The 24036-nt window shown below is 63.7% G+C and carries 23 protein-coding genes; all 23 read right to left on the reverse strand.

All coding sequences use genetic code 11. The features are described 5' to 3' along the window. Positions 1 to 24: 24 nt before the first annotated feature. The 23 genes from flhF to KHO27_RS14715 all read right to left on the reverse strand — a co-directional run bounded on the left by flhF (position 25) and on the right by KHO27_RS14715 (position 23975). Complete coding sequence (gene flhF, locus KHO27_RS14605; RefSeq protein WP_111532659.1) at positions 25 to 1338, reverse strand: flagellar biosynthesis GTPase FlhF; 1314 nt, start codon at positions 1336 to 1338, stop codon at positions 25 to 27. A gap of 11 nt (positions 1339 to 1349) precedes the next feature. Next, positions 1350 to 3479: a flagellar biosynthesis protein FlhA gene (gene flhA, locus KHO27_RS14610; protein WP_214500409.1), complete on the reverse strand. Its 2130-nt coding sequence runs from the start codon at positions 3477 to 3479 to the stop codon at positions 1350 to 1352. A gap of 286 nt (positions 3480 to 3765) precedes the next feature. Continuing rightward, on the reverse strand, positions 3766 to 5067 hold the full coding sequence (locus tag KHO27_RS14615; RefSeq protein ID WP_214500505.1) for an IS4-like element ISPpu8 family transposase: 1302 nt from the start codon (positions 5065 to 5067) through the stop codon (positions 3766 to 3768). A 927-nt stretch (positions 5068 to 5994) separates the two neighbouring features. Beyond that, a complete protein-coding gene (gene flhB, locus KHO27_RS14620) occupies positions 5995 to 7137 on the reverse strand; it encodes a flagellar biosynthesis protein FlhB (RefSeq protein WP_110702468.1) in 1143 nt (380 codons plus the stop codon). Positions 7138 to 7139: 2 nt separating this feature from the next. Further along, positions 7140 to 7916: a flagellar biosynthetic protein FliR gene (fliR, locus tag KHO27_RS14625; RefSeq protein ID WP_110702466.1), complete on the reverse strand. Its 777-nt coding sequence runs from the start codon at positions 7914 to 7916 to the stop codon at positions 7140 to 7142. Positions 7917 to 7923: 7 nt separating this feature from the next. Further along, positions 7924 to 8193, reverse strand: coding sequence for a flagellar biosynthesis protein FliQ (gene fliQ, locus KHO27_RS14630; protein ID WP_023630488.1), 270 nt, complete (start codon positions 8191 to 8193; stop codon positions 7924 to 7926). Positions 8194 to 8214: 21 nt separating this feature from the next. Next, positions 8215 to 8970, reverse strand: coding sequence for a flagellar type III secretion system pore protein FliP (fliP, locus tag KHO27_RS14635; RefSeq protein ID WP_038706557.1), 756 nt, complete (start codon positions 8968 to 8970; stop codon positions 8215 to 8217). Next, on the reverse strand, positions 8970 to 9413 hold the full coding sequence (gene fliO / locus KHO27_RS14640; protein ID WP_110702482.1) for a flagellar biosynthetic protein FliO: 444 nt from the start codon (positions 9411 to 9413) through the stop codon (positions 8970 to 8972). Before fliO ends, fliP begins: the two co-directional genes overlap by 1 nt. Positions 9414 to 9425: 12 nt before the next feature. Continuing rightward, on the reverse strand, positions 9426 to 9890 hold the full coding sequence (gene fliN, locus KHO27_RS14645) for a flagellar motor switch protein FliN (protein WP_110702480.1): 465 nt from the start codon (positions 9888 to 9890) through the stop codon (positions 9426 to 9428). 46 nt (positions 9891 to 9936) lie between these two features. Then, positions 9937 to 10905, reverse strand: coding sequence for a flagellar motor switch protein FliM (gene fliM, locus KHO27_RS14650; RefSeq protein WP_023630491.1), 969 nt, complete (start codon positions 10903 to 10905; stop codon positions 9937 to 9939). Between the two features lie 10 nt (positions 10906 to 10915). Then, a complete protein-coding gene (gene fliL, locus KHO27_RS14655) occupies positions 10916 to 11413 on the reverse strand; it encodes a flagellar basal body-associated protein FliL (RefSeq protein ID WP_110702464.1) in 498 nt (165 codons plus the stop codon). A gap of 146 nt (positions 11414 to 11559) precedes the next feature. Beyond that, positions 11560 to 12894, reverse strand: coding sequence for a flagellar hook-length control protein FliK (locus tag KHO27_RS14660; protein ID WP_214500410.1), 1335 nt, complete (start codon positions 12892 to 12894; stop codon positions 11560 to 11562). A 68-nt stretch (positions 12895 to 12962) separates the two neighbouring features. Next, on the reverse strand, positions 12963 to 13310 hold the full coding sequence (locus KHO27_RS14665; RefSeq protein WP_178082030.1) for an Hpt domain-containing protein: 348 nt from the start codon (positions 13308 to 13310) through the stop codon (positions 12963 to 12965). A 60-nt stretch (positions 13311 to 13370) separates the two neighbouring features. Next, positions 13371 to 15062, reverse strand: a complete 1692-nt coding sequence (locus tag KHO27_RS14670) for an ATP-binding SpoIIE family protein phosphatase (protein ID WP_214500411.1) — start codon at positions 15060 to 15062, stop codon at positions 13371 to 13373. Positions 15063 to 15070: 8 nt separating this feature from the next. Next, the gene (locus tag KHO27_RS14675; protein WP_104445088.1) at positions 15071 to 15376 is read right to left on the reverse strand and encodes an STAS domain-containing protein; all 306 of its coding nucleotides are present in this window, start codon (positions 15374 to 15376) and stop codon (positions 15071 to 15073) included. Between the two features lie 79 nt (positions 15377 to 15455). Beyond that, entirely contained in the window at positions 15456 to 15908 is a 453-nt protein-coding gene (fliJ, locus tag KHO27_RS14680) for a flagellar export protein FliJ (protein ID WP_110605508.1), read from the reverse strand. A gap of 6 nt (positions 15909 to 15914) precedes the next feature. After that, positions 15915 to 17270 carry a flagellar protein export ATPase FliI gene (gene fliI, locus KHO27_RS14685; RefSeq protein ID WP_038706560.1) on the reverse strand — a complete coding sequence of 452 codons (1356 nt, stop codon included), beginning with the start codon at positions 17268 to 17270 and terminating at the stop codon, positions 15915 to 15917. Next, entirely contained in the window at positions 17260 to 18033 is a 774-nt protein-coding gene (fliH, locus tag KHO27_RS14690) for a flagellar assembly protein FliH (RefSeq protein WP_110702458.1), read from the reverse strand. Before fliH ends, fliI begins: the two co-directional genes overlap by 11 nt. Positions 18034 to 18138: 105 nt before the next feature. Further along, positions 18139 to 19158 (reverse strand): flagellar motor switch protein FliG, encoded by a 1020-nt coding sequence (gene fliG / locus KHO27_RS14695; RefSeq protein ID WP_023631000.1) that lies wholly within the window; start codon positions 19156 to 19158, stop codon positions 18139 to 18141. After that, positions 19151 to 20929 (reverse strand): flagellar basal-body MS-ring/collar protein FliF, encoded by a 1779-nt coding sequence (gene fliF / locus KHO27_RS14700; protein ID WP_110702456.1) that lies wholly within the window; start codon positions 20927 to 20929, stop codon positions 19151 to 19153. The genes fliG and fliF overlap by 8 nt, the downstream gene beginning before the upstream one ends. Positions 20930 to 20944: 15 nt before the next feature. Then, positions 20945 to 21277, reverse strand: coding sequence for a flagellar hook-basal body complex protein FliE (gene fliE / locus KHO27_RS14705; protein WP_023630998.1), 333 nt, complete (start codon positions 21275 to 21277; stop codon positions 20945 to 20947). A gap of 107 nt (positions 21278 to 21384) precedes the next feature. Continuing rightward, the gene (locus KHO27_RS14710) at positions 21385 to 22761 is read right to left on the reverse strand and encodes a sigma-54-dependent transcriptional regulator (RefSeq protein WP_110702454.1); all 1377 of its coding nucleotides are present in this window, start codon (positions 22759 to 22761) and stop codon (positions 21385 to 21387) included. Continuing rightward, the gene (locus KHO27_RS14715; RefSeq protein ID WP_214500412.1) at positions 22758 to 23975 is read right to left on the reverse strand and encodes a sensor histidine kinase; all 1218 of its coding nucleotides are present in this window, start codon (positions 23973 to 23975) and stop codon (positions 22758 to 22760) included. Before KHO27_RS14715 ends, KHO27_RS14710 begins: the two co-directional genes overlap by 4 nt. Positions 23976 to 24036: the final 61 nt, after the last annotated feature.

Raw genomic sequence — 24036 nt, forward strand, 5'->3', positions numbered from 1 at the left:
AGGTACTTTGCACAGTATTCACCCTCAACCCACGCGCTTGCCAGGGCTGTGGTACAGATCAGCGAACATGTCGGCCATGGCCTCGTCGCTGGGCTCTTCTTGCAATTGCACACTGACGGCGCGGCTTACCAACTGGTGCTTGCGCGGTAGCTGCAGGTCGTCGGGAATGCGCGGCCCATCGGTCAGATAGGCCACCGGCAATTCATGACTGATGGCCAGGCTCAGCACTTCGCCGAGGCAGGCCGTTTCGTCGAGCTTGGTCAGGATGCACCCGGCCAGACCGCAGCGCTTGTAGCTGTGGTAGGCAGCGGTGAGCACCTGCTTCTGGCTGGTGGTCGCCAGCACCAAGTAATTCTTCGCGGCGATGCCGCGCCCGGCCAGGGTCTCGAGCTGCATGCGCAGCGCCGGGTCGCTGGCCTGCAGGCCGGCGGTGTCGATCAGCACCACACGTTTGCGCAGCAGCGGCTCCAGGGCCTGGGCCAGTGACTCGCCCGGGTCGACGTAGGTGACCGGCACATTGAGGATGCGGCCCAGCGTCTTGAGCTGTTCCTGGGCGCCAATGCGGAAGCTGTCCATGCTCACCAGCGCCAGGTTGTTCGCGCCGTACTTGAGCACGTAGCGCGCGGCCAGCTTGGCCAGCGTGGTGGTCTTGCCCATGCCGGCCGGGCCGACCATGGCGATCACTCCGCCCTCCTCGATCGGTTCGATCTCGGGCACGTCGATCATCCGCGCCAGGTGCGCCAGGACCATGCGCCAGGCATGGCGTGGTTCTTCGATCCCGGCCGTGAGGTCGAGCAGTTCGCGGGCCAGGCCACCGGAAAGGCCGAGGCGCTGAAGCCGGCGCCAGAGGTTGGCCTGCTGCGGCTTGCTGCCTTGCAGCTGGCTCCAGGCGAGCGAACCGAGCTGGACTTCAAGCAGCTCGCGCAAGCCGGTCAGCTCGAAACGCATGGCATCGAACAGGCGCGGATCAACGGGTGCCGATGCTGGCGCGGCAACCGGCGCAGGCTGGTCGACATGGGGCTCGATCAGCGGCTCCGAGGCGGTCAGCGGCTGCCCGGCGAACAATTGCCGGTTGCCGCCTTCGACGGCATCGCCACGCCCGGTCAGTTCGGCCTGGGCGGTAACGATGCGCGACTGGGTCTTGCGCAGCTCGTCTTCGAGCTCTGCGTTGGGCACGCGCGGGGCCAGGGCGGACAGCTTGTAGTCCAGCGCAGCCGTCAGCTCGACACCGCCGGCGATGCGCCGGTTGCCGATGATGGCGGCATCGGAGCCGAGCTCATCCCGGACCAGCTTCATGGCCTGACGCATATCGGCGGCAAAAAAACGCTTAACTTGCATAACCCACTACCTCAGCCGTTGGGGCCCACGGTGGCAACGATGGTGACTTGCTTGTTGTCAGGTATTTCCTGATACGCCAAAACATGCAAATTCGGTACAGCCAGGCGGCCGAAGCGCGACAGCATGGCACGGATCGGGCCGGCTACCAGAAGGATGGCCGGCTGGCCCTGCATTTCCTGGCGCTGGGCTGCCTCGATCAACGAACGCTGAAGCTTTTCGGCCATGCTCGGCTCAAGAAGAACACCATCTTCCTGACCCTGCCCGGCCCTTTGCAGACTATTGAGCAAGATCTGTTCCAACCTTGGCTCCAAGGTGATCACAGGCAGCTCGGACTCAACGCCGACAATGCTTTGCACGATGGCGCGGGACAATCCGACGCGCACCAACGCCACCAGCGCGGCGGTATCTTGACTCTTCGCCGCGTTGTTGGCGATGGCTTCGGCAATGCTGCGGATGTCACGCACCGGCACCTGTTCGGCGAGCAATGCCTGCAGGACCTTGAGCAGGCCCGACAAGGAAATGACACCCGGCACCACCTCTTCGGCCAGTTTCGGCGAGACCTTGGCCAGCACCTGCAGCAGTTGCACCACCTCCTCGTGCCCGATCAGCTCGTGACAGTGCTTCTGCAGTATCTGATTGAGGTGGGTGGCGACCACGGTGCTGGCGTCCACCACCGTGTAGCCCAGCGATTGCGCCTGGGCGCGCTGACCGACATCGATCCACACTGCTTCCAGGCCAAACGCCGGGTCTCGCGAGGCGATACCGTTGAGTGCACCGAACACCTGGCCCGGGTTGATCGCGAGCTCCCGGTCGGGGTAGATCTCGGCCTCGGCCAGGATCACCCCCATCAGCGTCAGGCGATAGGCGCTGGGCTGCAGGTCAAGGTTGTCGCGGATGTGCACAGTGGGCATGAGGAAACCCAGATCCTGCGAGAGCTTCTTGCGCACGCCCTTGATTCGCGCCAGCAACTGGCCGCCCTGGTTGCGGTCGACCAGCGGAATCAGGCGGTAACCGACTTCCAGGCCGATCATGTCAATGGGAGTGACGTCGTCCCAGCCCAACTCCTTGGTTTCCGTGGCACGCTGCGGCGAAGGCAGCAGGTCCTGCTGGCGCTGGGCTTGCTGCTGGGCCACAACCTTGGCCTTTTGCTGTTTTTTCCAGAGCAGGTAGGCGCCACCACAGGCCACCCCACCCAGGCCCAGGAAGGCCATGTGCGGCATGCCCGGCACCAACCCCATGACAATCATCAACCCGCCAGACACCGCCAGCGCCTTGGGTGAATCGAACATCTGACGGTTGATCAGCTTGCCCATGTCCTCGGAGCCCGAGGCGCGGGTGACCATGATCGCGGCGGCGGTGGACAGCAGCAACGAGGGCAGTTGCGCCACCAAACCGTCACCGATGGTCAGCAAGGCATAGACCTTGCCGGCGTCGCCGAAGCTCATGCCGTGCTGGAGCATGCCGATGAGCATGCCGCCGATGAGGTTGATGAACAGGATCAGCAGGCCGGCGATGGCGTCACCGCGGACGAACTTGCTGGCACCGTCCATGGAGCCGTAGAACTCAGCCTCCTGCGCGACCTCGGCACGGCGCGACTTGGCCTGGACCTGGTCGATCAGGCCGGCGTTGAGGTCGGCGTCGATGGCCATCTGCTTGCCTGGCATGGCGTCGAGGGTGAAACGCGCGCTCACTTCGGAGATGCGCCCGGCACCCTTGGTGACCACCACGAAGTTGATGATCATGAGGATGGCGAACACCACCGCACCGACGACGTAGTTGCCGCCGATCACCACTTCACCGAAGGCCTGGATCACCTTGCCCGCGGCACCATGGCCTTCCTGGCCGTGGAGCATGACCACGCGGGTGGAGGCGACGTTGAGCGCCAGACGCAGCAGGGTCGCCACCAGCAGGATCGTCGGGAACGCGGCGAAATCCAGCGGCCGCAGGGCGTAGACGCAGACTAGCAGGACCACGATCGACAGGGCGATGTTGAAGGTGAAGAACACATCGAGCAGGAACGGCGGTATCGGCAACATCATCATTGCCAACATCACCAGCAGCAGCAGAGGCACGCCCAGGTTGCCCCGACCGAGGCCGGCCAGGTTGTTACGGGCGCTGCTGATTAACTGAGTGCGATCCACCGCGATTCCTCTTCAAGCAAAACTTTGACGCCTGTGTGGCGGCTGGCGCTGCCTCTGCAAGAAGCCTTCCAACTTTTCTGAGGGGTGGGGATTTTGAGGGGTTCTCGGGTTCGGGTTCGGGTTCGGGTTCGGGTTCGGGTTCGGGTTCGGGTTCGGGTTCGGGTTCGGGTTCGGGTTCGGGTTCGGGTTCGGGTTCGGGCTTAACAGTGTGTGTTTTGATTCTTGTATGCGCATTCATTCGCCATGTCGACGCATAGTCACCTTTTCGCCTTTACGGCCATCCCTTTCAAGGTCTTTTGGTTTTGGCGGCCTTGATGACCCGATCCGTCGAAACATGAGCATGTACAGCGGTCCCTTGCACCCAGGCCTTCGCTTTGGGCACCTTGGGGCCTCGTGGGCTTTTCGCAACCTGTCTGGGCTGGATGTTTCTGGCCAGCTCCAGCAGGCGCTGAGCCAGGTTTTCCATCGGAACAACGGGCATGTACTCGGATGGCAGGGCAATCTGCATGCCTTCGTAACCCCCTCTGATCTGCACCGCCAAGTGATAGATCGAGGCTTCCCAATTCTCGGGCAAGGCATCGCGGTGAGCCTGTTCAACACTTCGCTTGAGCAAGGCCAGAACGTTGTATGCCAGCACGGCAGTGGTGAATCCAAGCAAGGCGGCTCGCGGACTGCCGAGGGTTTCAATTTCACTTTCCAGAATTGCTTCCAACCGCTGGAACATCCCTTCAATGCTCCAGCGGCGCCGATAGAAGTCTGCGATCTGTTGCGCACTGATGCTCTCGGGCAGGTTGCTCCAGAACATCAAGCTGTTATCACCTGAGTCGTTTGGTGAATGAAGCGTTAACTCGACACGTCGCCAGCGGTGCCCGCCTTTTACTTCGATGGATTGCTCGCGCACAGTGCCTGTGGCGACGGGCATCGGTGCTTGCCACTCACCTTCCTGGATCAAGCGTGGATGCTTGGCCTGCTGGCGAATGACAAATGATGTATTCACCTGTTCGCACGCCTCCATTACAGGCAGCGTGCAGTAGAGACGGTCAGCGATCCAAACCTGATTGGTCTTTGCTTCAGCCAGCAACGGCAAAACACAAACTCGTTCGCTTGCGTAGGCGTCCTCGCACGGCTGGAGGTCAATTACCTGATCCAGGTCGGGGTCGTAAACCACCACCGAAAACCCGGGGCGAGCCGCTCCGCGCTCTTGGCGCAGCGCGCCAAGACGCTTTTCGGTAGAGGCCAAGTGGCTGCCATCGACCACCCGAACTTGCCAATCAGGAAGCATGGCTGAGCAGCCCAACTCATGGATTGTCGGCGCCAAGCGCTGCGCGCAGCCTGTCACCAGAGCACGCAACAGGGCAGGTTCGGTTCGACTGATCTTGTCGTACAGAGCTGCCAGGCTGACGGGAAGGTCGTCCAGTTGTCTTGCCGCAGCATGCAGCGATGGCTTCAAGCCCAATGAAACAAGCGACATCAACTTGATGATGGTCGAGAACAGCAGCTCGCGAGAATACTGCCGTTGGCGGTGCTCCTCGAAAACCTGATCGACCCACTCCGGCGCAATGGCCTGCTCCAAGGCAAGTTTGGCCATTACGCTGGCGGGTGCTTTTTTCTCGAATCGCGCTAGTACATCAGCCCACATCGCTCGGGTCTTCCTGACTGGATTTCAGCGAATTCTACCGAAGACCTTGAAAGGGATGGCCTTTACGGCGACCTCCTTTTCTCTTGGGAAAAGGAGGCAAAACCGTTCGGCTCCGCTCATACGGCCCCTACGCTTCGCTCCGGGGTCCCCTCACTCCGGGCTTGCTCCGGGAGGACGCGCCGACGGGCCATCCATGGCCTGATCGGCGCTTGACGGGCATCCATGCCCGTCACCTCCCTGCGCAAGCCCTCCGTTCGGCCTCCTGAAGTCGCAATTTGTGTCGCCTGAACTATCGCGCGCTTAGAAGCAAGATCAAGAGCAGATCAAGAGCAGATCAAGAGCAGATCAAGAGCAGATATGTTGGTTTTGTTAGTGGCTGTTATGTTGTTCTTCATTACGCTATCGCGGGGCAAGCCCGCCCCCACGTTGAATCACGTAGTCAAACTATGGTGGGAGCGGGCTTGCCCCGCGATGTTGATCTAGAGTTCCCACGATGGCAACTAGCGACTAGCTGCGTTAGTGCAGGCGCCGCCCGTAACTTCGCGACTTCAGGAGGCCGAGCGAAGGTCTTGCGGAGGGAGGTGACGGGCATGGATGCCCGTCAAGCGCTGCGCCCCAGGATGGGGCGTTCAGCGCGGTCCTCCCGGGAGCAAGGCCGGAGTGAGGGAACCCGGAGCGAAGCGGAGGGCCGGATGAATGGAGCGAGCATTTTTTGGTTCCTTTTTGATGCTTCAAAAAGGGACCCGCCGTAAGGGCGGAAAGGTGATTATGCGTCGACATCGCCAATGAATGCGCATAAACCCGACAAGACAATAACCAACACAAACAACAAACAACAAACAACAAACAACAAACAACAAACAACAAACAACAAACTCAGCTATCCCGCCGCAGATCCTCAGGAATAGGCAAATCCTTCTTCAACGGCTCCGGCGCCTTCCCCCTGCCCGCCCGATACTGCCGAATCTGGAACACATAGGCCAACACCTGCGCCACCGCCAGGTAAAGCCCCGCCGGAATCTCCTGCTCGATCTCGGTAGAGTAGTAGATAGCCCGCGCCAGGGCCGGCGATTCAAGGATCTGCACCTTGTGCTCAACCCCGATCTCTCGAATCTTCAAGGCCAGGAAGTCTGTCCCCTTGGCCAGCAGCAACGGCGCCGAGCCCCCCTTCTCGGGATCGTACTGCAACGCCACCGCGTAATGGGTCGGGTTGGTGATGATCACATCGGCATCCGGCACCGCCGCCATCATCCGCCGCTGCGACATCTCCCGCTGCAACTGGCGAATCCGCTGCTTGACCTCAGGCTTGCCTTCACTGTCCTTGTACTCGTCCTTGACCTCCTGCTTGGTCATTTTCATCTTCTTGTTCGTCTGGAACAGCTGGTACGGCACATCGAGCCCGGCAATCAGCAGCAACCCCGCTGCCATCCACAAGGCGCTCCAGCCCACCACCTGAACCGCATGGATGATCGCCTGTTCCAGCGGCTCGTTGGCGATGGCCAGCAGTGCCTCGCGGTCACTGGCCAGTACCAGCAACGCCACCATCAGGATCATGACGAACTTGGCCACCGCCTTGAGCAGTTCGGTCAGCGCGTTCATCGAGAACATGCGCTTGATCCCCGACAACGGATTCATCCGACTGAACTTCGGCTGCAGCAGGCTCCCGGAGAACAGGAAGCCGCCCAGGGCGATCGGCGCAACGAAGGAAATCACGAACAGCAGGATCAGGATCGGCTGCACCGACCAGATCGCCATCTTGCCCGAGGCCAGCAGGAACGTACCCATGCTGCGCTCGTCGACGATCACCTCGCGCGTCAGGCTAAAGTTCATGCGCATCAGGGTCATCAGCGTTTCCGCCAGATAACCGCCGAACGCCAGCAAGCCACCCGCGCCCGCCAGGGTCACCGCGACGGTGTTCAGTTCCTTGGAGCGGGCAACCTCACCCTTCTCCCGTGAGTCGCGCTTGCGCTTATCGGTGGGTTCCTCTGTCTTGTCCTGACCGCTTTCGCTCTCTGCCATGCTCAGCGCGCCCGTGCCAGCTCACGCAGCCACTGCAGCGCTTCGCTGGCCAGTGCCTGGTAGTGCGGAAGGATGTCGGCCAGGCCGACCCAGAAAATCCCCATGCCCAACACCAGGGTCAGCGGGAAACCGATGGAGAAGATGTTCAACTGCGGCGCGGCGCGGGTCATCACGCCGAAGGCGATGTTGACCACCAGCAAGGCGGCGATCGCCGGCAGGATCAACAACAGCGCCGCGCCCAGCACCCAGCTCAGGCGCCCGGCCATCTCCCAGAAATGATTGACCACCAGGGCGTTGCCCACCGGCAACGTGGTGAAACTCTCGGTCAGCACCTCGAACACCACGAGGTGGCCGTTCATCAACAGGAACAGCACGCTCACCAGCATGGTCAGGAACTGGCTGATCACTGCCACGTTGACCCCGTTGGCCGGGTCGACCATGGAGGCGAAGGCCATACCCATCTGCACGGCGACGATCTGCCCGGCGATGACGAAGGCCTGGAACAACAGCTGCAGGGAAAACCCGAACAGCGCCCCGACGATGATCTGCTCGGCACACAGCAACATGCCCCGCAAACTCAAAGGGTCGATCTCGGGAAGCGGCGGCAGACCCGGCACGATGACCACGGTAATGGCCACGGCGGCGTACAGGCGCACCCGCGCCGGCAGCATCTTGGTGCCGAAGATCGGCATGGTCATCAGCACCGCCGCCACCCGGAACAGCGGCAGGATGAAGGTGGCGACCCAGGTGCCAATCTGCGTGTCGGTCAGCTCGAGCATGGCAGTCTCAACCGATCAACTGCGGAATGCTGGTGTACAGGCCGATGAAGTACTCCATGAACTTCTGCACCAGCCAGGGCCCGGCGACGATCAAGGTGATCAGCATGACCAGCAGGCGCGGCAGGAAGCTCAGCGTCTGTTCGTTGATCTGCGTGGCCGCCTGGAACATCGCCACCACCAGGCCGATCAGCAGGCTCGGCACCACCAGCACGGCAACCATCAGGGTGGTCAGCCACAAGGCGTCACGGAACAGGTCGACTGCGACTTCAGGTGTCATGCAAGGCTCTCCTTGGCGGCGTCAGACACCGCCGAAACTGCCGGCCAGGGTACCCATGATCAGCGCCCAGCCATCGACCAGCACGAACAACATGATCTTGAACGGCAGCGAGATGATCAACGGCGACAGCATCATCATACCCATGGCCATCAGCACGCTGGCGACCACCATGTCGATGATCAGGAACGGAATGAAGATCATGAAACCGATCTGGAACGCGGTCTTGAGCTCGGACGTGACGAACGCCGGCACCAGGATCGTCAGCGGCACCTGGTCAGGCCCGGCGATGTCGGTGCGCTTGGACAAACGCATGAACAGGTCGAGGTCGCTCTGCCGGGTCTGCGCCAGCATGAAGTCCTTCAAGGGCCCCTGGGCCTTGTCGATGGCCTGCTGGGCGGTCATCTGCTCAGCCAGGTACGGCTGCAGCGCATCTTTGTTCACGCGCTCGAACACCGGCGCCATGATGAACATGGTCAAGAACAGCGCCATGCCGGTGAGCACCTGGTTCGAGGGTGTCTGCTGCAGCCCCAGGGCCTGGCGCAGGATGGAGAAGACGATGATGATACGGGTGAAGCTGGTCATCAGGATGACGAACGCCGGAATGAAGCTCAGCGCCGTCATGATCAGCAGGATCTGCAGGCTGACCGAATACTCCTGCTGCCCGTCCGCCCCACTGGACAGGGTGATGGCCGGGATCGACAGCGGGTCGGCGGCCAGGGCCAGCGGCGCGGCCAGCAGCAGCGCCAAGGTCAACAGAAAGCGCACTGCGCCGCTCATCACGTCTTGTCCTTATGATCCTTGCCCATCAGCTCGAGCAGCCGCTGGGCGAATTCCGGTGCGGCCTGGCGCGCCGTGGCGGGTACGGCCACGGGTTCGGCCAGCACATGCAGCGCTTCGATGCTGCCGGGAGTATGGCCGATGAGGATCTGCTCCTTGCCGACCTGCACCAGCAACAGCCGGTCACGCGGGCCGATGGCCCGGCTGCCGACGATTTCGATGACCTGGGCACCGCGCTGGGCGTTACCCTGCATGCGCCGCAGCAACCATGCCAGGAAGAAGATCAAGCCCACCACCAGCAGCAGGCCGAACACCATCTGTGCCAGCTGCGCCCCCAACCCGCCCGGCAGCGGCGAGCCTGCTGCCGGCGCGGCGGCGGGCTCGGCGGCGGCGATCACCACCTCGCTGGCCAGCAAGGCACCGAGGGCCGTGACGCCCCGCATCATGCGCTTCACTCAGCGCAGCTTCTTGATACGTTCGCTGGGGCTGATCACGTCGGTCAGGCGGATGCCGAACTTCTCGTTGACCACGACCACCTCGCCATGGGCGATCAGGGTACCGTTGACCAGCACGTCCAGCGGCTCGCCGGCCAGGCGATCCAGTTCGATTACCGAGCCCTGATTGAGCTGCAACAGGTTGCGGATGCTGATCTCGGTACTGCCCACTTCCATGGAGATGCTCACCGGAATGTCCAGGATCACGTCCAGGTTCGGACCTTCGAGGCTTACGTGCTCGTTGGGCTTGGGCGAACTGGCGAACTCTTCCATCGGCAGGCGGCCGGCACCAGAACCCGCGGCATCGGCGGCCAGCAGCGCATCGATGTCGGACTGGCCGGCATCGCCGGTTTCCTCCAGGGCGGCAGCCCACTCATCGGCCAGGGCCTGGTCCTCTGGAGAATTGATCTCGTTTTCGTTAGCCATGATTTCCTCGACAGGCATTCAATACGTTGGAGCGACCGGCACGCCTTTAGCGGCGCTCGATCGGGTCGATGATCTGCAGCGACAGGGTGCCTTTGTGCGACCCCAGCCGCGCCTTGAACGACGGCACGCCGTTGGCGCGCAGCACCAGATGTTCCGGTAGTTCCACCGGGATCACGTCACCGGGCTGCATGTGCAGGATGTCGCGCAGCTTCAGCTGGCGACGGGCAACCGTGGCCGAAACCGGGACATTGACGTCCAGCACATCCTCGCGCAGGGCCTTGACCCAACGCTCGTCCTGGTCGTCCAGGTCGGATTGGAAGCCCGCGTCGAGCATTTCGCGCACCGGCTCGATCATCGAGTACGGCATGGTCACGTGCAGGTCGCCGCCGCCGCCATCGAGCTCGATGTGGAAGGTCGAGACCACCACTGCCTCGCTGGGGCCGACGATGTTGGCCATGGCCGGGTTGACCTCGGAGTTGATGTACTCGAAGTTGACCGGCATGATCGCCTGCCAGGCCTCCTTGAGGTCGACGAAGCACTGATCCAGGACCATGCGTACCACGCGCAGCTCGGTCGGGGTGAACTCTCGCCCCTCGATCTTTGCGTGGCGGCCGTCGCCACCGAAGAAGTTGTCCACCAGCTTGAACACCAGCTTGGCGTCGAGGATGAACAGCGCGGTACCGCGCAACGGCTTGATCTTGACCAGGTTCAGGCTGGTCGGCACGTACAGCGAGTGCACGTACTCGCCGAATTTCATCACCTGCACGCCGCCCACCGCCACATCGGCGGAGCGCCGTAGCAGGTTGAACATGCTGATGCGGGTGTAGCGGGCGAAACGCTCGTTGATCATTTCCAGGGTCGGCATGCGCCCCCGGACGATACGGTCCTGACTGGTCAGGTCGTAGCTCTTGATGCTGCCGGGTTCGCCGGTGCTCTCGGTTTGTACCAGCCCATCGTCCACCCCATGCAGCAGGGCGTCGATCTCATCCTGGGACAGCAGGTCCTGCACGGCCATCTATGGGCTCCTACTGCAATACGAAATTGGTGAACAGCAGCTGGTCGACGACCGGCCTGCCGACTTCCTTCTGCGCCACTTCCTGGACCACCGCAGTGGCCTTCTGGCGCAGCATTTCCTGGCCGACCGGGCTCGCGGCGAGGGTGTCGAAACCCTGCCCGGAGAACATCATCACCAGGTTGTTGCGAATCACCGGCATGTGTACTTTCAGCGCTTCCAGGTCCGCCTGGCTGCGGCCCTGCATGGTGATGCTCACCTGCATGTAGCGCTGCCGGCCATTCTGGTTGAAGTTGACCACGAAGGCCGGAGCCAGGGGTTCGTAGATCGCCGCCGGCTTGACGTTGCTCTGTGCCGCCTCGGGTGCCGGTTGCGACCCGCTCTTGTGCATGAAGAACCAGGTAGCACCTACCGACAGGCCAACCGCCAGGAGCAGGGCCAGCACCAGCAGCAGGATCAACTTGAGTTTGCCTTTAGCGGCGGGGTCTTTCACTGCGTCACTCTTCGCCATGCCAATAATCCGTCGTCCATCGGGGTTTCAAAGAAGGATGACGTGGCTTGAGCAAGTGTTATGCCAGATTTGCCAGAGTGACAATGTAGCGGCCTCGGGGCGGGACGCGCCTGCTGTGGCAGGCACGTCGGCTAGGCCGGCAATTGTCAGGCGTAGTAGTCGACCATGCTGTCGCCGACCACCGCCTGATGCTCGACGGGACGCCCGGCGTCAACTTCACCACCCTCGCCGGCAGCCTCGGCACGGCGCGCGGCAACCCCGGACAGGCTCGACCCACCCTGCTGCGCCTGCTGTTGCTGCTGACCACGGGACTGGTCAGCGACGCTGACGTCCGGCTGCGCCAGGCCCTGCTGGGCGAACAACTCGCGCAAGCGATGCAGCTGGCTGTCGAGCGCATCACGCACGCCGGCATGACCGCTGACGAAATGAATCTGTGCAGGCTGGTCCGCCGCAACATTGACGCGAATATCCAGACGGCCAAGCTCTGCGGGCTCAAGCTGGATATCCGCCGACTTGAGGTTCTGGCTCGACAGGTACATGACCCGGTTCACCAGCCCCTCGGTCCAGGCACCCTGGTTCATGGCCAGGGGTTGCTGCAGCGGGCTTGGAGTCACCGGCACGGCATTGGCAGTCTTGGGCGTCGCCGCCTGGGTGAGGCTGGCCAGGCGATCGGCGAAGTCATCCACGCGCGTATCGCTGCTGGCCCCCTTGATATCCTTGAGGCCATCGTCGATCAGCCCGGCGAAGGCCTTGTCGCCGCGCTCGGCATGCCCGGCCTCCGATTCGGCCTTCTGCACCACATTCGCCAAGGTATTGACGGCCGTGGCAGCCGGGTCGGCAGGTGCCTGGCTGCTGTCGGAACGGGCGGCCGCATGGGCGGACGTGGTGCCCTTGGCCTGGGCATCCTGCTCCAACGCCAGGCGCAAGGTCGGCATGTTGGCCAGAGGATCGGCCTCGGGATCGAACGCGGCATCCTTGGCGGCCTCATCGACCGCCGCCGGCGGCAACACAGGCTGCGGAACCTGCGCTGCCGCCTGCAACACCGGGGCAACCGCTTCGGCCTGGGCCTGGATCAACTGCGCTCCCGGCTGGGCATCGGTGACCTGCCCTGCTACCAGGCTGGCATCGATAGGCGTGGTATTGCCGCTGTCGGCAGATTCGTCCGCTTCCTCGGCCGGCTTGGGGGCCGTGGCCACTGGCAAGTTCTTGCCGTCATCGGCAACCGTCGGCTTGCTGCTTTCCTCCGGCTTGCCATCGGTGGCCGGGCCGGCCTCCTCCTTGGGCTTGACCTGGTCGGCGCCCTTGGCAACCTTGTCGTCGCGCGCTGGAACGCTGTCGCGCCCCTGCCGGGCCATGACCTGGTCGAAGCCTGCGCCCTGGCTGGCCGGGCCCTGCAGCGATTTGTCCGGCACACTGGCAGCCGGGCGCGACGTCTTGTTGACGAGGCTGGCTTGCAGCAAGGGATTGGATGCGACAGGCATTGAAAGGTCTCCGCGGCAGAACTGGTAAAGTGCGTCTGTGCGAAGAAAAGCAAAACTCGCGCCAGCTTTTACTCCGTGTCTACTCTTTGCCACTCGTCACGGTAAAAGCGCCGGACTTCGATGTACTCCAGATCGATGCGGTTGATCAGATCCTCGATACCGTACAAAGGCTGCTGGCGCACCCGCTCTTCCAGCTCCCGGCACAGCTCGGCCAGGCCAACGGCCCCCATGTTGCTGCTGCTCCCTTTGAAGCTGTGTGCGGCCAGGCCAAGCTCATCGGCATCCTTGGCCTCATGGAGCTGGCTCAGGCGTCGCTCGGAGTCTTCCAGGAAGGTTTCCAGCAACTGCAGGTAGCCATCTTCCATGACCTCCCGCAAGTCACTCAACACCTTCTGATCGATATGCATGTCCACCACTTGCTCACTCCCTGATCAAGCCTGATTAAGCCCGAGCCGTGGCCTCCCGACGCCGCCGGCTCACCATTGGAACTCCACACGCGCCAGACGACCACCTTCCAACCACTGGGCGTTGCCTGCCAGCCGCCGTACCAGGCTTACTCCACGCCCACTGAACCCCTGCGCCGCAGGCTCGCCAGCAAGCATGCCCGCCACATCGAAGCCCGCCCCACTGTCGCGAACCTCTATCGTCAGACGCCCACCCGCCCCCTGCGGTTCCACCCGCAGGGCAATGCCGACAACCCCTTGCACCTGCCGTGCCAGGCGCTCGGCGCGCTGGCGATAGTACTCGGAGAAGCCCTCGGCGTCGCATTTGAGCCCCGAGTCGAGGCCAAGCACGCCGTGCTCCAGCGCGTTGGAATACAGCTCGCTGAGCACGCTGTGCAGTCTGCCGCTGCTGGGGCGCAGCCCATGTATTTCCTGCAACAGCTGTACCAGGTAAGGGACCGGGTTGAAACGTCTCAGGCTCTCGCCACGCAGCTCGAACTGCATCGACCAGTCCAACGGGCTGGAACGACCGCTGTCGGAATACACCACGGCTTGGGCCATCCCGTGATCGGGCTCCAGCATGCGGATATCACACAGGCTGATGTCGTCACGGGACTGGCCACCGAAGCGCGCCAGCGCCTGCATGACCTCATCGAACAGCACAGCGGGGTCTCGATTGGCGGCCAATACCTGGCGCAAGCGTTGCACACCGAACAGGCAATCCTGCGCATCTCCGGTATCGACCACGCCATCGGACAGCAAGAACAAGCGCTCCCCCGCCGCGAGCGGGATCACCTCGGTGGTATCGTCGAACTGCTCGGGAGGCAAGATCCCCAGTGGCAGGTGGCGGGAAGGCAGCACTTCGAGCACCTCGCCTGCCGCGGACAATCGGTAGCCATCCGGCATGCCGCCGCTCCACACCTCCACCGTCGCCTGCTGGAAGCTCAGCTTGAGCAGCAGCGCACAGCAGAACATGTCCACGGGCAAGATACGCTTTAGCTTGGCGTTCATCTCCCGCAGTGTTTCGACCAGGCCATAACCCTTGGCGGTCATGCCATAGAACACCTCCGCCAACGGCATCGCGCCGACCGCCGCCGGCAGGCCGTGGCCGGTGAAGTCACCCAGCAACACATGCATGTCGCCCGAAGGCGTGAACGCCGCCAGCAACAGGTCGCCATTGAACAGCGCGTACGGCGATTGCAGGTAACGTATGTTCGGCGCATTCAGGCAGCCGGCATGGGCAACCTTGTCGAACACCGCCTTGGCCACCCGCTGCTCGTTGAGCAGGTGATGATGATGCCGGGTGATCTGGTCACGCTGCTCGAGCACCGTCGCCTGCAACCGGCGCAAACGGTCCATGGCGCGGATCTTCGCCGCCAGGATGACGGCGCTGTAAGGCTTGGCCATGAAGTCGTCGCCGCCGGCCTCGAGGCAGCGCACCAAGCCCTCTTCCTCGTTGAGTGAGGTCAGGAAGATGATCGGCACCAGCGCCTCGCCGGCCAACGCCTTGATCCGTCGCGCCGCCTCGAAACCATCCATCACCGGCATCAGGGCATCGAGCAGCACCAGTTGCGGCCGCCGTTCGGCGAACATTGCCACGGCCTGCTCACCGTTTTCGGCGGTGAGCACCTCATGCCCCTGGCGCCGGACGATCTGCGCCAGCAACAGGCGATCCGCAGCGCCGTCTTCGGCCACCAGCACGGTCAACGCCTGCTCGGCGGACATGACGGCACTCAACTGATGTCGAACAGTTTTTCGAAATTGGAGATGGCGAGGATCTTGCGCACATCCGGGCTCGCATGAACCACGCGGATATCCGACTCCTCACCGCCGACATGGTCGCGCAGCAACAGCAACATGCCCAGCGCCGAGCTGTCGAGATAAGTGGCCTCCTTCAGGTCGACCACCACGGAGTCCGGGCGCGGACGCTGCCGCTCGTAGGCATCCCGGAATTCCTGATGCTTGCCGAAATCGAAACGACCCTTGACCTTGATCGTCAGCTTTTTCCCGTCCTGTGAAAAATCAGTTTCGACTGCCATGCGAGCGATTCCTTCGATGATGGCGAATGCGACTTCTGAAGGTTTAGCAGGCGCTGGCGACAGGCGCCAGTCAGGTCGATCAGGGGTGGCTCTGGCGCGGCAGACGCTGGGACAGCTCGTCGAGCAGCTTCTGCTCGCGCTTGTCCTCGGCCCGGCGCGCTTCGTCCAGATAGCGCTGCACCAGCTTGCGCAAGCCTTCCACCCGGGCATAGGCCTGCTGCCAGGTGTTGCGGGCGTTGTTCAGGTTGTTCTGATGCCAGGCCATGCTCTGGCGCTGTTGGGTCATCGCCGTTTCCAGCTGGCCGAGGAAGCGCTGGTAGTTGACCAGCCAGTTGCCGTCGACGCCCTGGCTGCCGCGATTGATCCACTGCTGCTGATAGGCCTCGCGAAAGCTCTCGAGCTCGGCCTGCTTGGCCTGGGCATCGCTGAGCAACTTCTGGAAATGCCCCAGGCGCTGGGCGGCCTTGCGTTCGGCCTCCTCGGCCATCTCGACCACCGGCACCAGGCGTGCGGCTCGGCTGGGCTGGGCCATGGTCTATCAGCCCGCTGGCGGCGCGAATACCGCCGCCAGTTCTTCGCGGCTCTGCGCCATGCCGACGTTCTCGTCCAGGCGCTGGCGCAGGAAGTCCACCAGCTTGGGCTGCAGGGCAATGGCCAGGTCGGTTTCCGGATCGCCACCAGCCACGTAGGCGCCGACGCTGATCAGGTCACGGCTCTGCGACAGGCGCGACCACAGCTGCTTGAACTTCTGCGCCTGGCGCAAATGGTCGGGGTCGACCACCTGCGGCATGACCCGGCTGATCGAGGCCTCGATATCGATGGCCGGGTAGTGCCCTTCCTCGGCCAGGCGCCGGGACAGCACGAAGTGGCCATCGAGCACGCCGCGCGCCGAGTCGGCGATCGGGTCCTGCTGGTCGTCACCTTCGGACAGCACCGTGTAGAACGCAGTAATCGAGCCGCCACCCGGCTCACCGTTGCCGGCACGCTCCACCAGCTTGGGCAGCTTGGCGAACACCGAGGGTGGATAGCCACGGGTGGCGGGCGGCTCGCCGATGGCCAGGGCGATCTCGCGCTGGGCCTGGGCGAAACGGGTCAGCGAATCCATCAGCAGAAGGACATTCTTGCCCTTGTCGCGGAAATACTCGGCAATACGCGTGCAGTACATCGCCGCACGCAGACGCATCAAGGGCGCGTCGTCCGCCGGAGAGGCCACCACCACCGAGCGCTTGAGCCCCTCCTCGCCGAGGATGTGCTCAATGAACTCCTTCACTTCCCGGCCCCGTTCGCCGATCAGGCCGACCACGATGATCTCGGCCTCGGTGAAACGGGTCATCATGCCCAGCAGCACCGATTTACCGACACCGGTACCGGCGAACAGGCCCAGGCGCTGGCCACGACCTACCGTGAGCAAGCCGTTGATGCTGCGGATACCGACATCCAGCGGCTGGCTGATCGGGTCACGGTTGAGCGGGTTGATGATCGGGCCGTCCATCGGCACCCAGTCCTCGGCCTTCATCCCGCCCTTGCCGTCCAGCGCACGACCGGCGCCGTCAAGCACCCGGCCGAGCATGCTCATGCCCATGGGCAGGCGACCGCTGTCGTCCAGCGGTACCACGCGAGCACCGGGCGCCAGGCCGACGATACTGCCCACCGGCATCAGGAACACCTTGCTGCCGGCAAAGCCCATGACTTCGGCCTCCACCTGCACCGGGTGGTAGCTGTCGTCGTTGATCACCAGGCAGCGGCTGCCCACCGCCGCGCGCAGCCCCTCGGCTTCAAGGGTGAGGCCGACCATGCGCAGCAGGCGCCCCTCGACTATCGGCTGGTCGGGCAGCTTCACCGCATCGGCGTAGCCCTCCAGGCGCTTGCCGAAACTGGTGCGGTCAAGGCGCATCGGGTTCACCTGCCGGGACGTCCAGCTCAACGGAAATATCCGCCGCCGCCGGGTGCAGGGCCTGGTCGTGGGACTGGTCGAACAGTTGCGCCACGGCCTTTTCGATACGTGTTTCCATGGTGGCATCGATACGGCTATGGGCGGTTTCGATACGGCAACCACCCGGCAACAGCGACTCGTCCTCGAGCAGCTTCCAGCTTTCCTCGTGGCGCTCGCGCAAAGCCTTGGCCAGCTCGAAATCCTGGGGGTTGAGGTGGATGCGAATGTTGTCGGCGCCCATCGGCAGCAGCTTCAGCGCTTCGCGCAGCACGTGGGTGATCTGGCTCGAATCGCTGCGCAATTCGCGACCAATGACCTGACGGGTCATGTTGGCGACCAGTTGCACCAAGGCCTTTTCGATCTGGGTATCCTGCTCGGCGATCGGCTCGAGCAGATGCCCCATGATCTGCTCGAGGCTGGCCAGCTTGGCTGCCAGGGCCACTTCGGCCTCCTGGCGCACTTTCAGCTGGGTGCTGTGGAAACCTTCGCGTTCGCCGGTGGCGAAGCCCTCGTTGTAGGCCTCCTGGCGAATGGCCTCGAGCTCCTCGAGGGTCAGCGGCTGGACTTCCTCCAGCGGCACTTCCTCGACTTCTTCCTCGATGACTTCCGGCTCAGGTTCCGGCTCGGGTTCCGGCTCCGGGTCGAAGCTGGGCAGCGCCCAGACGTCGACGCCCTCGAGGTCGCGGGCACGGATCAGGTCGCTGGGGTGTTCGGTGGTGGACATGCTCAAAAACCTCTTTAGCGGCAAGCATCAAGCTTCGAGCAGCAAGAAAAGGCAGCCCTCGCTCGGTCCGCCGTTTCTTGTCGCTTGCCGCTTGAGACTTGCCGCTTAAATCATTTCCTCGGCGCCCTTGCCGCCAAGCACGATCTCGCCGGCCTCGGCCATGCGGCGGGCGATGGTGAGGATTTCCTTCTGCGCCGTTTCCACGTCGCTGACCCGTACCGGCCCCTTGGCCTCCAGGTCGTCGCGCAGCAGCTCGGACGCACGCTTGGACATGTTCTTGAAGATCTTGTCCTTGACCCGCTCGTCGGCGCCCTTGAGCGACACCACCAGCACGTCGGACGACACTTCGCGCAACAGCGCCTGGATACCACGGTCGTCGACGTCGGCCAGGTTGTTGAAGACGAACATCAAGTCTTCGATCTGCTCCGACAGGTCGCTGTCGATCTCGCGGATCGAGTCCATCAGCGCACCTTCCACAGAGCTGTCGAGGAAGTTCATGATATCGGCGGCGCGCTTGATGCCACCCAGGGTGGTACGCGCGGCATTGGAGTTGCCGGAGAACTGCTTCTCGAGGATCTGGTTGAGTTCCTTGAGCGCCGCCGGCTGCACGGTGTTGAGCGACGACACGCGCAGGACGATGTCCAGGCGCACCTTGTGATCGAAGTTGCTCAGCACCTCGCCGGCCTGGTCGGGGTCGAGGTAGGCGACCACGATGGCCTGGATCTGCGGGTGCTCGTAGCGGATGACATCGGCCACGGCGCGCGGCTCCATCCACTTGAGGCTGTCCAGGCCGCTGGTGTTGCCACCGAGCAGGATGCGGTCGATCAGGCCGTTGGCCTTGTCCTCGCCGAGGGCCTGGTTGAGCATCTTGCGGATGTAGCCGTCGGAGCCGACACCCAGGCTGGTCTGGTCGCCGACGATCTCGACGAACTCGCTCATCACCTGCTCGACCTGCTCGCGATGGACGTTGCCCATCTGCGCCATGGCCACACCGACCCGCTGCACTTCCTTGGGCCCCATGTGGCGCAGGACTTGCGCGGCATCGGTCTCGCCGAGCGAGAGCAGGAGGATGGCCGCCTTGTCGACGCGGCTCAGCTTGGCGGTAATGGCTCGATTGTCACTCATCGGCGTTGATCCACTCTTTCACGACCTGGGCCACACGGCCCGGGTCTTCGGCCACCAGGCCCTTGATTGCGTTGAGCTGTGCCTCGTAACCCTCGCTCGGGCTCGGCAACAGAATGCTTGTCGGGCCACCCAGGCTGACGCGGTCGTTGGCCAGTTCGCCATCCAGACCGATCATGCCGCCCAGCTCCATGTCGCTGTCCGTGGCCGCCTGCTTGCCGCCACCTGTAATGTTGTTGAGCACCGGACGCAGCACGCCGAACACCAGCACCAGGATGAACAGCACACCCAGCACTTGCTTGACGATGTCCCAGAACCACGGCTGCGAGTAGAACGGAATGTCGACCAGTTCATCGCCACGGTCGGCGGCGAACGGCACGTTGATCACGGTGACGCTGTCGCCACGGCTGGCATCGAAGCCCACCGCGTCCTGCACCAGGCGAGTGAAGCGCGCCAGGTCCTCGGCGCCCCACGGGGTACGAGTGGCTTCGCCGGTGGCGGCGTCCAGCTTGACCTGGTCATCCACCACCACGGCCACCGACAAGCGGGTCAGGCGACCTTGCTGCTGGCGGGTGTGGCTGATGGAGCGGTCCAGCTCGAAGTTCTTGGTGCTTTGCTGGCGCTTGTCGCTCGGGTACGGCGCCAGCATCGGCTGGCCGGTGGCCGGGTCCATCACCTGTTGGCCGTTGGCATCCAGCAGCGGCTGGCCCGGCTGGATCGCGCCGGCCGGCGTCGCGGCGGCGGTGGCGTTCTCAGGCGCGGACGCGCCGGACGGCGGCTGGTTGCTCAGCGCCCCCGGGACACCCTGCGGGCCCTGGCTGCTGGCACGTTGCTCGTTGACCGACTGCTCGCTGCGCAGCGCAGGCTGGTCGGGGTTGAACTGCTCGGAGGTGGACTCGACGGCGCTGAAGTCGACATCGGTCGACACTTCGGCCTTGTAGCGGTCGTTGCCCAGCACCGGTTGCAGGATGTTGTGCACACGCTGGGTGAGCATGCCTTCCATCCGGCGACTGTAGTCAAACTGCTTGCCAGCCATGGTCAGGGCGGTGTCCTGCAACTGGTCGGAGAGCAGGTTGCCCTTCTGGTCGACCACGGTCACCTGGGACTTGTCCAGCTCCGGAACACTGGTGGCCACAAGGTTGACGATGGCCATGACCTGGCCAGCCTCGAGGTTGCGCCCCGGGTACAGCTCGACCAGTACCGAAGCACTGGGCTTGCGTTCATCACGCACGAACACCGAACTTTTCGGAATCGCCAGGTGCACACGGGCAGCCTTGACGTTGTTCAGGCTCGACACGGTGCGCGCCAGCTCGCCCTCCAGGCCGCGACGGTAGCGGGTGGCTTCCATGAACTGGCTGGTACCTAGGCCCTGATCCTTGTCGAGCAGCTCGAAGCCGACATTGCCATCGCTTGGCGCCACGCCGGCGGCGGCCAGCTTGAGGCGCGCACGGGAGAGGTCGTCGGCCTTGACCAGCAACGCGCCGGAGTTCGGCTCCACCTTGTAGGGAATGTCGGCCGCGGCCAGCGCGTCCACTACCTGCTTGGTGTCCATGCCCGCCAGGCTGCCGTACAGCGGCCGATAGTCCGGCTGCTGCGACCAGAGCACCACGGCAAAGCCGATGGCCACGCTGGCGGCCAGGCCGACCAGCAGGCCGACCTGACGCAGCATGGGCATCTGCGAGATGTTTTCCAGGAACGCCATGCCGAACAGCGGCGGCTTGGCGACTGGCGGGCCACTCTTGGCGGGGGCGTTATCGACGACTGCTTCGGCCATGACTCACTCTCGCCCTTATACCGGCATCTGCATGATGTCCTGGTACGCCTGTACCAGCTTGTTGCGTACCTGGGTCATGGCCTGGAACGATACCGAGGCCTTTTGCGAGGCAATCATCACGTCAGTCAGGTCGACACCGCTCTTGCCGATCTCGAAGGCGTTGGCCAGCTGGGAGGACGCCTGCTGCGTCTCATGCACCTTGCCAATGGCCTGGCCGAGCATGTCGGCGAAGCTGCTCTGGCCAGGCGCCAGCTCAGGCGCGGCGGCAACCTTGGGCTGGGACATGGCTTCGGCCTGCATGGCGCGCATGTCCAACATCAGACGATTGAATTCAACACCTTGGGTCATGGACTTCTCTCTCCGGCTGCCGCACTTTTTTTGACACTCGTGCAGCGAATGGGTTGGAGCTAGCAAGAGGAGTGCCAGCCAACCCGAAAATCATTCAAAACGACGTATCAACCGAACAGGCTGGCCTCGACATCCAAGCCCGCGTCACGCATCTGCGCCAGCTTGTAGCGCAAGGTGCGCGGGCTGATGCCCAGTCGCTCGGCGGCCTCCTTGCGGCGGCCGCGCTCAGCCCGCAAGGTATCGATGATCATCTGATACTCGTGGCGGCGCATGTCATCACCCAGGCCGCCAACTTCGACACTGGAATCGGAAGATAATGGCTCAATAGTGGCTACTCTTGACGCCGACAACGGAATGGCGCCAGCCAGACAAAAATCCGCCGCCTCGATCACTCCGCCCTGCTGGAGAATCAGCGCCCGCTGCATGGCGTTGTCCAGCTCACGCACATTGCCCGGCCAGGCGTAGGCCCGCAGACAGGCTTGCGCCTCGGCGGACAACCGCACCTGGGCATGCCGCATCTTCGCCACATGGCGCGCCAGCAGGCGCTCGGCCAGCGGCAGGATATCGGCGGGGCGCTCGCGCAGGGCCTGCCAGGCCATAGGAAACACCGAAAGGCGGTAATACAGATCCTCGCGGAAGCGCCCGGCCGCCACCTCGCCTACCAGGTCACGGTTGGTCGTGGCGAGAATGCGGATATCCAGGGCGATGGGCTTGCGCCCACCGACGCGCTCGACCTCGCGCTCCTGCAGCACACGCAGCAGCTTGGCCTGCAGCCCCAGGGGCATTTCAGAGATCTCGTCAAGCAGCAGGGTGCCACCGTCGGCCTGTTCGAACTTGCCGGCCTGGGCGGCAATCGCCCCGGTGAAGGCGCCTTTCTCGTGACCGAACAGGGTCGCCTCGAGCATGTTGTCCGGAATCGCCGCGCAATTGATCGCCACGAACGGCCCATCGGCCCGCTGCGACTGCTGGTGGATGTAACGCGCCAGCACCTCCTTGCCCGTCCCCGACTCGCCGGAGATCAGCACCGTGGAATCACTTCGCGCAACCCTGGCCGCCAGCTCGAGCAATTGCCGGCTGGCCGGCTCGCAAGCCACCGGCCCCTCATCATCGGCAGATGCGCTACTCCCGGCGGCATGCCGCGCCACCAGGCTGAGCAGGGCCTTGGGCTCGAAGGGCTTGACCAGGTAATCGACCGCCCCTTGGCGCATGGCCTCCACGGCCCGCTCCACCGCCGCGTGGGCAGTCATCAGCAACACCGGAAGCTGCGGATGATGGCGGCGCAACTGCGCCAGCAACTGATGACCATCCATGCCCGGCATGTTCACGTCACTGATCACCAGGCTGAACGGCTCCTCGGCCACCGCCAGCAACGCATCCTCCGCACTGCCGACGGAGCGCTGGCAGAACCCGCCAAGCTCCAGGGTATCGACCAGTGCCTGGCGCAGGACCCGGTCATCCTCCACCAGCAGAACCTTGACGCTCATTGACTCGCCTCCAAACGCCCATCGATCAAGGGCAACACGACACTGACACAGGTGCCACGGCCAAGCTTCGAACGCAGGCTCAGGGTGCCGCGGTGCGCTCGCACCACAGCCTGCACTACCGCCACGCCGAGGCCGGTGCCGGTGGCCTTGGTGGTCAGGAAGGGCTCTCCCAGCCGCGCCAGCAACGCGGCGTCGATGCCGCTGCCGGCGTCGCTGACACATACACGCAGGCTGTCCTCGCGACGCGACAGGTGAACCTTGAGCTTCGCCGGCCCGCTGCTGGCCTGCAGGGCATTCTCTATCAGGTTGAGCAGTGCGCCGACCAAGGTGTCGCGATTGCACAGCAATTCACCGAGGTGACTGTCACACTGCCAGCGCACCGCATGCCCCTGGACATGGGCATGGGCCGCCTGCTGCAAGGCCTGGAACAGCGCCTTCGGGCTGATCCGGTCATTGAGTGGCAGCTCGCCACGGGCAAACACCAGCATGTCGCGCACCTGATGCTCGAGCTCGTGCAGGCGCTCCTTGAGATTGCCGGCGAAGCGCTGGCGAGTCTCGTCTGCCAACACCTGCTCCGGGTCGGCCAGATGGCTGGCGTACAGCATCGCCGCCGAGAGCGGCGTACGGATCTGATGGGCCAGGGATGCGACCATGCGCCCCAGCGACGATAGGCGCTCGTGCCGCGCCAGCTGGTCCTGCATGCGACGGGTTTCGGTCAGGTCATTGAGTAACACCAACTGCCCTGGCTCGGCGTCCAGCGAGCGCGTGGCGATGGACAGGCGCCGCCCGTCGCGCAGCGAGACTTCATGGCCGTCGTCCTCGCGCGGAGCGAAACTGCGGGCGATCACCTGGCGCCAGAGCACGCCAACCAACGGCTCGCCGAGCAGTTCGCAGGCTGCCGGATTGGCCTCGCGCACGAAGCCCTCGGCGTCGATCACGATCACTCCGCCCGGCAGCAGGTCCAACAGGTTCTGCAGCCGATTGGCCAGGCGCTCCTTTTCATCAAGCTCAGCCATACGCTGCGCACTGACCACCGCCAGCTCGCCCTTGAGCTCGCTGACGCGGGCCTCGAGCATGTTGTAGGACTGGCTCAGCTGGCTGGAGACCTGATCGAACAGGGCGAATGCCTGCTCAAGACCCTGCCGGCTTTCCTGCTCGAGCGGGGTGTGCCCGTGCGGATCGTGGGCTGGGGAACGGTGGGCGGCCTGGGGCATCGTGCTCTCTCGCATGGCTGACCGTCATAAAAACGGTATGTTGCCAGCGGTGTAGCAATAG

The organism is Pseudomonas sp. RC3H12 (genome assembly GCF_018596375.1).
Classification (GTDB): Bacteria; Pseudomonadota; Gammaproteobacteria; order Pseudomonadales; family Pseudomonadaceae; genus Aquipseudomonas.